10 protein-coding genes are annotated in these 9,418 nt (G+C 60.6%); 1 reads left to right on the forward strand and 9 read right to left on the reverse strand.

What is annotated here, in order from left to right:
* Window positions 1-89: 89 nt before the first annotated feature.
* Entirely contained in the window at window positions 90-2,231 is a 2,142-nt protein-coding gene (gene scpA / locus AC4FS3_RS17725; protein WP_283177510.1) for a methylmalonyl-CoA mutase, read from the reverse strand.
* Between the two features lie 92 nt (window positions 2,232-2,323).
* Here scpA and AC4FS3_RS17730 point away from each other — a divergent pair, with 92 nt between their 5' ends.
* The gene (locus tag AC4FS3_RS17730; protein WP_491021635.1) at window positions 2,324-2,821 is read left to right on the forward strand and encodes a DUF4174 domain-containing protein; all 498 of its coding nucleotides are present in this window, start codon (window positions 2,324-2,326) and stop codon (window positions 2,819-2,821) included.
* Window positions 2,822-2,825: 4 nt separating this feature from the next.
* Here the strand turns inward: AC4FS3_RS17730 and AC4FS3_RS17735 are convergent, their stop codons facing one another.
* The 8 genes from AC4FS3_RS17735 to AC4FS3_RS17770 form a co-directional block, all read right to left on the reverse strand.
* Window positions 2,826-3,050 carry a hypothetical protein gene (locus AC4FS3_RS17735; RefSeq protein ID WP_491021636.1) on the reverse strand — a complete coding sequence of 75 codons (225 nt, stop codon included), beginning with the start codon at window positions 3,048-3,050 and terminating at the stop codon, window positions 2,826-2,828.
* The gene (locus tag AC4FS3_RS17740; protein ID WP_491021637.1) at window positions 3,050-5,053 is read right to left on the reverse strand and encodes an acetyl-CoA carboxylase biotin carboxylase subunit; all 2,004 of its coding nucleotides are present in this window, start codon (window positions 5,051-5,053) and stop codon (window positions 3,050-3,052) included. Before AC4FS3_RS17740 ends, AC4FS3_RS17735 begins: the two co-directional genes overlap by 1 nt.
* A 129-nt stretch (window positions 5,054-5,182) precedes the next feature.
* Window positions 5,183-5,437: a YMGG-like glycine zipper-containing protein gene (locus AC4FS3_RS17745; protein ID WP_092896514.1), complete on the reverse strand. Its 255-nt coding sequence runs from the start codon at window positions 5,435-5,437 to the stop codon at window positions 5,183-5,185.
* 181 nt (window positions 5,438-5,618) lie between these two features.
* Window positions 5,619-6,017 carry a hypothetical protein gene (locus tag AC4FS3_RS17750; protein WP_198836207.1) on the reverse strand — a complete coding sequence of 133 codons (399 nt, stop codon included), beginning with the start codon at window positions 6,015-6,017 and terminating at the stop codon, window positions 5,619-5,621.
* A 153-nt stretch (window positions 6,018-6,170) separates the two neighbouring features.
* A complete protein-coding gene (locus tag AC4FS3_RS17755; RefSeq protein WP_255532374.1) occupies window positions 6,171-6,299 on the reverse strand; it encodes a hypothetical protein in 129 nt (42 codons plus the stop codon).
* Between the two features lie 222 nt (window positions 6,300-6,521).
* Window positions 6,522-6,662 (reverse strand): hypothetical protein, encoded by a 141-nt coding sequence (locus AC4FS3_RS17760; protein WP_171909468.1) that lies wholly within the window; start codon window positions 6,660-6,662, stop codon window positions 6,522-6,524.
* Window positions 6,663-6,873: 211 nt separating this feature from the next.
* A complete protein-coding gene (locus tag AC4FS3_RS17765; protein ID WP_491021638.1) occupies window positions 6,874-7,293 on the reverse strand; it encodes a DUF6497 family protein in 420 nt (139 codons plus the stop codon).
* Between the two features lie 25 nt (window positions 7,294-7,318).
* Window positions 7,319-8,851: an acyl-CoA carboxylase subunit beta gene (locus AC4FS3_RS17770; RefSeq protein ID WP_491021639.1), complete on the reverse strand. Its 1,533-nt coding sequence runs from the start codon at window positions 8,849-8,851 to the stop codon at window positions 7,319-7,321.
* Between the last annotated feature and the right edge of the window lie 567 nt (window positions 8,852-9,418).

The raw sequence follows: 9,418 nt of genomic DNA on the forward strand, positions 1-9,418 counted from the left end.
CGCGAACCGAACCTCATCAAATGAAAAAAGGGGGGCGGTATCGCCCCCTTTTCCCTGTAAAAATGCCGGTATCAGAAAAAATGCCGGTATCAGGCGCGTGTCGCCCGGATCAGGTCGAGGATCTCTTTCGCTGCATCGGGGATATTGGTGCCCGGCCCGAAAATCGCCTTCACCCCGGCCTTTTTCAGGTAGTCGTAATCCTGTTGCGGGATCACGCCACCACATATCACCATGATATCACCCGCACCGGCCTTATTCAGCGCCGCAATCAGCAGCGGCGCGAGTGTCTTATGCCCCGCCGCCTGGGATGAGATGCCGATAATGTGGACGTCATTGTCGATGGCATCCTGCGCCGCCTCTTCCGGGGTCTGGAACAAAGGCCCCACATCCACGTCAAATCCGATATCGGCAAAGGCGGTCGCGATCACTTTCGCGCCGCGATCATGCCCGTCCTGGCCCATTTTCACGACCAGCATCCGGGGCCGGCGGCCCTCTTCTTCCGCGAAAGCCTCGACGTCTTTCTGGATCGCCTCGAAACCCGCATCGCCCTCATAGGCGGCCCCGTATACCCCTGCCAAAGTCTTCACCTCCGCCCTGTGACGCCCGAATGTACCTTCCATCGCGAGACTGATTTCGCCAAGGGAGGCCCGCATCCGCGCGCATTCGACGGCGGCTTCCAGCAGATTGCCGCCCTCGACGGTGCGTCGCCCCAGTTCCAGCAGCGCCGCATCACAGGCCACTTGGTCACGGGTCGCGCGAATCTGATCAAGCCGCGCGATCTGGGCGTCGCGCACCGCCATATTGTCGATCTCGAGGATGTCGATCGGGTCTTCTTTAGCCTTGCGGTATTTGTTTACGCCGACCACAACCTCTTCGCCGCGGTCGATCATCGCCTGACGCCGGGCCGCGGTTTCCTCGATCCTCAGCTTCGGCATACCCGAGGCCACCGCCTTGGTCATGCCCCCCATCGCCTCGACCTCTTCGATCAGCTTCCAGGCTTCTTCCGCCAGCTGCGCGGTCAGGCTTTCGACATAGTAAGACCCGGCCAGCGGATCGACGACATGGGTGATGCCGGTCTCTTCCTGCAAGATCAGCTGGGTGTTCCGCGCGATCCGGGCCGAGAATTCGGTCGGCAGCGCAATCGCCTCGTCGAGCGCATTGGTGTGGAGTGACTGCGTGCCGCCCAAAGCCGCAGACATCGCCTCATAGGCGGTGCGGACGACGTTGTTATAGGGATCGGCCTCCTGCAGGCTGACGCCCGATGTCTGGCAATGGGTGCGCAGCATCAGCGAAGACAGCTTCTTCGGTTCAAACTCCTGCATGATGCGGGTCCAGAGCATCCGCGCCGCCCTGAGTTTCGCGATCTCCATGAAGAAATTCATGCCGATGGCGAAAAAGAAGGACAGCCTTCCGGCGAATTCATCAACCGGCATCCCCGCCGCCAGCGCCGCCCGGACATATTCGCGCCCGTCGGCCAGAGTATAGGCCAGCTCCTGGACGAGGTTCGCCCCCGCCTCCTGCATGTGATAGCCGGAGATCGAGATCGAATTGAATTTCGGCATCTCTTTCGAGGTATATTCGATGATGTCCGCGATGATCCGCATGCTTGGCTCGGGCGGATAGATATAGGTGTTGCGGACCATGAACTCTTTCAGAATGTCGTTCTGAATGGTGCCCGACAGCAGGCTGCGCGCATGGCCCTGCTCTTCCCCCGCCACGATGAACGAGGCGAGGATCGGGATCACCGCACCATTCATCGTCATGGAAACCGAGACTTTGTCCAGGGGAATGCCGTCGAACAGGATCTTCATATCCTCGACAGAATCGATTGCCACACCGGCCTTGCCCACATCCCCCACCACACGCGGATGATCGCTGTCATAGCCCCGATGCGTGGCCAGATCGAAGGCGACCGAAACCCCCTGCTGCCCCGCCGCAAGGTTCTTGCGGTAGAAAGCATTGCTCTCTTCGGCGGTCGAAAACCCGGCATATTGCCGGATCGTCCAGGGCCTGCCCGCATACATCGTCGCGCGCGGCCCACGGGTGAAAGGCGCCACACCCGGAAGCTCGCCCAGTTGTGGCAGCCCCTCCAGATCGGCCGCCGTATAGAGTGGCTTGACCTCGATCCCCTCCAGCGTCTGCCAGTTCAGGCTGGAGGCAGGTTTGCCCTTCAGCTCCTTCGAGGCCAAGGCCTCCCAGGAGGCCAGGTCAGGGGTGTTCTGATCGCTCATTCTCGTCACTCCGTTCGCCAGACTGACCCGATCTGTCGATCAGGCGCATCTCGCCGCTTGGGGTTTCGCCCGATCCACTCTATATCCGGAGCATGGATCATAAGCTCGACCGCCGTTCCCTCGTTCTCATGGCCGCGATTGCGGGCCTTGTTCCCTCCCTCCTGCAGGCGCAGGAGGCCCCGTCTGAAGAGCCGACAGCAGAGATGCCCGATCTGGGCGCCCTGTTCGGCCCGGTGCCTGCCTCAGAGATTTCCGAAGCAGACGAATTATTCCTGCGGCGCCCCGTGATCGTCTTTGCCGACAATCCGCATGACCCGAATTTCATCCGGCAGATGGAGATCCTGCCCGACCTTTACCCGCAGTTGGTGGCGCGCGATGTGGTGCTGATCACCGACACCGATCCCGCGACCCCGTCAGAGATCCGCCGCAAGCTGCGCCCGCGTGGCTTTTCGCTGGTGATGATGGACAAGGACTGGCGCTCGCCGGTCCGCCGCCCCTCGCCCCGCGCGCCACGCGAGATCATCAACACCATCGACAAAATGCCCATCGCCCGCACCGAGGCGCTGGAGAAAAACCCGGCGGGGCGCTGACCTTTCACGGGAGCTTTGCCAGCACGGCGCGGAGGGCTGCAATGCCCTCCGGTCCGAACTGCATGATCTGGTTCGCGACACCCGCAGACTGACCCTCTGCTGAACCATATGTCGAGATCTGCAGAAATCTGTCTCCATCCAGTTCGAACGTGACATAGCTTGCCGATACCGGAGCATGTGCAGTCGTGCGGCTCGGCTCCTTCAATTCCAGCGAATTGACACGCGCCATTATTCGAACTCCATGATCACATCATCCACCCGGAGGCTCTCGCCGGGTTTCGCCTTGATCAGCTTCACCACGCCGCGTTTCTCGGCTTTGAGGATGTTCTCCATCTTCATCGCCTCGACGGTGGCGAGCGCCTGGCCTTCCTGGACCTCCTGGCCTTCCTCGACCTGGATCTTCACCACCAGCCCCGGCATCGGGCACAGAAGGAAGCGCGAGGTGTCGGGCGGCAGTTTCTCGGGCATCAGTTTCGCCAGCTCCGCCGCGCGGGGGCTGCGCACATGGGTTTTCAGATCGGCGCCACGGCTGCGCAGGCGAAACCCCATCGGGATTTTCTCGACCTTCATCACCAGATCCGAACCATCGACCGCGATCCGCGCCAGCGGCTGGCCAGGCACCCAGTCTGAACTCACGCGCAGGCTGCTGCCATCCGCAAAGCCCACGGTCGAGCCCTCGCGATCCGCCGCAATCGTCACCGCGAAATCATACCCGCCGAGGCTCACGACCCAGTCATCCCCCACCCGGCGCTGATGATTGTCCATCGTGCCGGAAATCTTCGTCCGCCGGATCTCGGCCACGCGGTTCATCGCCGCCGCCGCCGCCGCCATCCGCTTCAGCTCGCCCTCGGGCAGCGTCGCGCCCTGGAAACCTTCGGGATATTCTTCGGCGATAAACGCCGTGGTGATGTCACCGGCGACGAATTTCGGGTGATCCATCACCGCCGCGACGAAAGGCAGGTTATGGCCGATCCCCTCGACCTCGAATGTGTCGAGCGCCAGCCGCATCTCGCCAATCGCGGCCTCACGGGTCGGCGCCCAGGTGCAGAGCTTCGCGATCATCGGGTCGTAATACATCGAGATCTCGCCGCCCTCATAGACGCCGGTATCATTTCGAACGATGCCACCACGCGAGGTCTGACCTTCGACCGGCGGGCGGTAGCGGGTCAGACGGCCAATCGAGGGCAGGAAGTTGCGATAGGGGTCTTCGGCGTAAAGCCGGCTTTCCATCGCCCAGCCGTTGATCTTCAGATCCGATTGCGCGAAGGGCAGTTTCTCGCCCGCCGCCACACGGATCATCTGCTCAACGAGGTCAATGCCGGTGATCAGTTCGGTGACGGGATGTTCCACCTGCAACCGGGTGTTCATCTCGAGGAAGTAGAAATTCCGCGCGCCGTCGACGATGAATTCCACCGTGCCCGCCGAGGTATACCCCACCGCTTTCGCAAGCGCACAGGCCTGTTCGCCCATCGCCTTGCGGGTCGCTTCATCAAGGAAGGGCGACGGCGCCTCCTCGATGACTTTCTGGTTCCGACGCTGGATCGAACATTCGCGCTCATGCAGATAGACGGTATTGCCGTGCTGATCAGCCAGCACCTGGATCTCGATATGGCGCGGCTGCGTCACGAATTTTTCAATGAAAATGCGGTCATCGCCGAAGCTGTTCGCCGCCTCGTTCTTTGACGACTCGAACCCTTCGCGCGCCTCATCGGCTGTCCAGGCGATCCGCATCCCCTTGCCGCCACCGCCCGCAGACGCCTTGATCATCACCGGATAGCCGATCTGGTCCGAGATGCGCGCGGCCTCTTCCGCGTCAGCAATCAGCCCCATATAGCCCGGCACCGTCGATACCCCGGCCTCCTGCGCCAGTTTCTTCGAGGTGATCTTATCGCCCATCTTCTCGATCGCCGGAGAGGGCGGCCCGATGAACACAACGCCCATTTCCTCAAGGGCGGCGGCGAAATCCATCCGTTCGGACAGGAAGCCATAGCCCGGATGCACCGCCTCGGCGCCGGTCTGGCGGATGGCGTCAAGGATCTTCCCGATCACGATATAGGACTGGTTCGCCGGGGCCGGGCCGATATGCACGGCCTCATCCGCCATCTGCACATGCAGCGCGTTGCGGTCGGCATCGGAATAGACGGCAACCGTCTTAATGCCCATCTTCCGCGCGGTCTTGATGACACGGCAGGCGATCTCACCCCGGTTCGCGATCAGGATCTTCTTGAACATGGCTCTCCCTCAGTCCCGGCCCGCTTCAGCCGGGCCGAAATGCAAAAGGGTCTTCCGGCATATGCTGCCGGAAGACCCCGTTTCAGATTGTCGAAAATAAGATCGGTCCCCGCGGCTGCGGGCGACGGATCAGTTACAGTTGTTGAGGCCGGGCACCATGCAGGAGCCGCCGCCGGCAACGGCGCCAATGAGGGCGCCCTGGGTTTTCGAACCACCGGTTGCGCTTGCAACCAGCGCGCCGGCTGCGGCGCCGCCAACGGTGCGCACAGCGGCGCTGTCCATCGGCGAAGAGCTGCCATAGCCGTTGTTATAGCCACCGCCATTATTGACGCAGCCAGCCAGCGGCAGGGCGAGAATCGGGAGGAGCAGGACAAGTTTACGCATGAGAGACTGCCTCGGTTTGTTATGGTTGAGGCCGATTCTAGCGCATTCTTTTGCGTTGCAAAAGATATGCCGGCAGTTCTCACGCAAATGCGACCGCCAAAACGGCTGAAACCCGCCAGGCCAGCGCATTTTGCCGTGGCCGCAAGGGTCATGTTGCGCGGAAAGACTGCCGGCAGGAGGATCATTCCCAATCCTCCCCGTCATCCTCGTCAAAGCTGACAGCCGGTGCATCCGGCGCAAAAACCGCCGGAAAGGCCGCCTCGGCGCGTTTGACGTCGATCTTCAGCAAGGCCTCATAGCTGGCCGGATTGAAGGGATCTTCTGCGGCCACGACCTCGCGGCCAAACAGCCAGGACAGTCGCCCGGCATCAAGATTGCCGCGCTCAAACACCTCTTCGCCGAAACAGGCCCAGAGCGCTGCCATAAAGGCCTCGTCAGCCTTGCGGTCGACGAATTTGCGATCCCTGAACCGCTCGCGGCGGATGATCTTTGCCGGCCCATCCTTAAGATTGGCGCGACGGATGGTGAACTGGAAATCGGTTCCGGTAAGACGCCCCGGAAAGCCCCTGTGCTTTAACATGGCGCGGTTCCTTTCTTTGCGGAACCGGCTTTAGCAGGATGGGCAGGCGTGGCGCCAGCGGCGCCAGAAACATTCGGTACAAAACCCGGAATAAATCCGGTCAGGCAGGAAAGCCGGGCGGCCGATCCGTCAGGGATCAACCGCCCTGCGAAATCACTTGTACTTGCCGGTGTAGGTCGGCTCGACCGAAACGGGCTCAGCAACAACAACGGTCTCGGTTTTCTTGGCGCAAGCGGCCAGGGTCGAGAGAGCGATAAGGGCGACGATAGCAGTGGTCCGCATGACAACCTCCAGTGCGAATCAGGGTGATGTGCCGCACCATATGGTGTGCGCTCGCAGAAGGGAATCGGAGATTTCACAGAATTTGCAAAAGCCTGCGCAACGAATGCGGCAACAGCTCTGCCATGCTTTGAGACAGGCCCAAAACAGGCGGCGCCGGCCAGTGCCACGCGCCGCAGAAACGGCTCAGCCCGTCCGAATCTCCGTCCGGGCTGAGCGGTCGTCTTACTTGTATTTACCGGTATAGACCGGCTCGACCGAAACCGGCTGGTCGATATAGACGACTTCTTCTTCAACTTTCTTTGCGCAGGCAGCAATGGTGCCCACGAAAGCCAGTGCAACGACAATACGGATAGTGCTCGACATCTTCTGCTCCATTCATTCAGGGATCTTGAGGCCAGCACTATGCCGGCCCTGTCCCTTTGCGAGGTAAAGGCCGCTTGGGGTCGGCCTGGGGTGAAGATAGCGGAATCCGGGGCCGAAAAACACGCGCGCGTGAGTAAGTTGCCACCCTGTGACTCCAATACATCAGAAGGAGGTGTTTTGCCCCAGTTTTCAACCAGATGTAGTGCCATCTTCAGAACATCTCCCAGATGCAGGCAGCGTTTTCGAGGCGATATGCCTCGAAAAGCTGCACGGCTTCGGGATCAGTTGCACCGAAGGCAACCGGGCGATCGGCCAGCGTGATCACAATCTGGCGTGGCGCAGGCACCATGGCCGCAACCCGCTCACGCGCGAATGTGTCACAAAGGCTCTGCATATCTGCGCTGCGGTCCTCGCCCGGCTTCAGGCTCTTGTCGATGAAACGAAAGCGCGCGGTCGCGCCCTCAACTCCGACTGTATCGCTCTGCACGTCGAGCCATTCGGCGGTTTTGCCCGAAGGCAGCGCGATTGCCCCCTCGCCCGTCGCGGCCGCCTCCCCATCGTCACAGCGCCCCGCCGCAAGGCAAAGCGCCAGAGAACTGGCAATGAAAAGACGGCTGAACAGAGAAGACATATCCCGACCTCACCTCATGGGGGTTTCAGAGCGGGATATTGTCGTGCTTCTTCCACGGGTTCGAGAGCTTCTTGTTGCGAAGGCTCGCAAAAGCGCGTGCCACACGGCGCCGGGTGGATCTGGGCTGAATCACCTCGTCGATAAAGCCCTTCTCAGCCGCGACGAAAGGATTGGCGAATCGATCCTCATAATCCCTCGTGCGCTCGGCGATCCTGTCCTTATCGCCCAGTTCCGAGCGGTACAGGATCTCGACCGCGCCCTTCGCCCCCATCACCGCAATCTCGGCGGTGGGCCAGGCATAGTTGAAATCGCCGCGCAGATGTTTCGACGACATCACGTCATAGGCGCCGCCATAGGCCTTGCGGGTGATCACCGTCACCTTCGGAACCGTCGCCTCGCCGTAAGCAAACAGCAGTTTGGCGCCATGTTTGATCACACCGCCATATTCCTGGCTTGTGCCCGGCAGAAAGCCCGGCACATCAACCAGCGTCAGGATTGGGATCTCGAAGGCATCCGAAAAGCGCACGAACCGCGCCGCCTTGCGCGAGCTGTCGATATCCAGACAGCCCGCCAGCACCATCGGCTGGTTCGCGACCACGCCCACCGTCTGCCCCTCGATCCGGATGAAGCCAGTGATGATATTGCCAGCGTAATCCTTCTGGATCTCATAGAAATCGCCCTCATCGGCGATCTTATGGATCAGCTCCTTCATGTCGTAAGGCTGGTTCGGATTGTCCGGGATCAGCGTATCAAGGCTTTGCTCGATCCGGCCCGGCTCGTCAAAGAAGGGCCGCACCGGTGCCTTTTCGCGGTTGTTGAGCGGCAGGAAGTCAAACAGCCTGCGAATCTCAGCCAGCGCCTCGACGTCGTTTTCAAATGCACCATCCGCCACCGAGGATTTCTTCGTATGGGTCGATGCTCCGCCAAGTTCCTCGGCCGTCACCACCTCATTGGTCACGGTTTTGACCACATCCGGGCCGGTGACGAACATGTAAGAGCTGTCTTTCACCATAAAGATAAAGTCGGTCATGGCGGGCGAATAGACCGCGCCTCCCGCGCAGGGCCCCATGATGAGCGAGATCTGCGGCACCACGCCGGAGGCCAGAACATTCCTCTGGAACACATCAGCATAGCCCGCGAGCGAGGCGACCCCTTCCTGGATCCGCGCCCCGCCGGAATCGTTGATCCCGATCACCGGCGCCCCATTCTGGATCGCCATATCCATGATTTTACAGATCTTCTGCGCGTGGGTCTCGGAGAGCGAGCCGCCGAAAACCGTGAAATCCTGGCTGAAGACATAGACCATCCGCCCATTGATGGTGCCCCAGCCGGTGACAACCCCATCCCCCGGGGGCCGGTCCTGCTCCATCCCGAAATCGGTGCAGCGATGAGCCACGAACATGTCGAATTCTTCAAACGAGCCTTCATCAAGCAAAAGACCGATCCGCTCGCGCGCCGTCAGCTTACCCTTGGCATGCTGCGCATCAATCCGCCGCTGCCCGCCCCCTGCCCGCGCCACTGCACGACGGTCTTCAAGCTCTTGCAGGATATCTTTCATGGCGCACCTCCCGGGGAATCGAGAGGACAATAATATTGCGCGACAGGAAATGAAAACGAAACTTCGGAAATTTGCAAACTATTGCCACCACAAGTTTCGCAAAATGCAAATAAGCAAATAGCCCCAACCACCAGGACCTCACCAGACCAAGGCGGCTTGTTGTAGTGAAATACCAGTGTAGCGTGACAGCGAAAGCTGCACTGTTTGACACCCAAACCTGCACCATTCGAGTTTTGAAAACCGGGGCCTGAGCGCCCTGCCCGGTCCCGGTTAAACGCCCCCTTCAAGCCGGCCTTAAACGGCCAGCGTCAGCCCGGATCTTAGAGGGTCAGCATGTCTGCTATGCGGGACGAAGCGGACGCTGGACCATTTTCGCTCCGCATGTGATCGTGCTGAGATGAAAGAAGATGTCGATGCGGCTCACAAGCACAGTTCCCGGCACCGCGAGGGGATCGCTGCCAGCAAGGATTGCGCCTGCTTTTATTGCCAGTGGAATGCCCCCACTGAGTGGTCCGGTTTGAATGTTAGTGCATTGTCGGCCTGTGGTCCATTTGCACGAAGGTCTCT

The sequence above is a fragment of the Pseudogemmobacter sp. TB195 genome, assembly GCF_058313095.1.

Bases quoted from the DNA above. Each gene is read 5' to 3' on its own strand.
- AC4FS3_RS17750 (WP_198836207.1), bottom strand. From the start codon at position 6,017: ATGTTAAAGCACAGGGGCTTTCCGGGGCGTCTTACCGGAACCGATTTC.
- scpA (WP_283177510.1), bottom strand. From the start codon at position 2,231: ATGAGCGATCAGAACACCCCTGACCTGGCCTCCTGGGAGGCCTTGGCC.
- AC4FS3_RS17740 (WP_491021637.1), bottom strand. From the start codon at position 5,053: ATGTTCAAGAAGATCCTGATCGCGAACCGGGGTGAGATCGCCTGCCGT.
- AC4FS3_RS17735 (WP_491021636.1), bottom strand. From the start codon at position 3,050: ATGGCGCGTGTCAATTCGCTGGAATTGAAGGAGCCGAGCCGCACGACT.
- AC4FS3_RS17730 (WP_491021635.1), top strand. From the start codon at position 2,324: ATGGATCATAAGCTCGACCGCCGTTCCCTCGTTCTCATGGCCGCGATT.
- AC4FS3_RS17755 (WP_255532374.1), bottom strand. From the start codon at position 6,299: ATGCGGACCACTGCTATCGTCGCCCTTATCGCTCTCTCGACCCTGGCC.
- AC4FS3_RS17745 (WP_092896514.1), bottom strand. From the start codon at position 5,437: ATGCGTAAACTTGTCCTGCTCCTCCCGATTCTCGCCCTGCCGCTGGCT.
- AC4FS3_RS17770 (WP_491021639.1), bottom strand. From the start codon at position 8,851: ATGAAAGATATCCTGCAAGAGCTTGAAGACCGTCGTGCAGTGGCGCGG.
- AC4FS3_RS17760 (WP_171909468.1), bottom strand. From the start codon at position 6,662: ATGTCGAGCACTATCCGTATTGTCGTTGCACTGGCTTTCGTGGGCACC.
- AC4FS3_RS17765 (WP_491021638.1), bottom strand. From the start codon at position 7,293: ATGTCTTCTCTGTTCAGCCGTCTTTTCATTGCCAGTTCTCTGGCGCTT.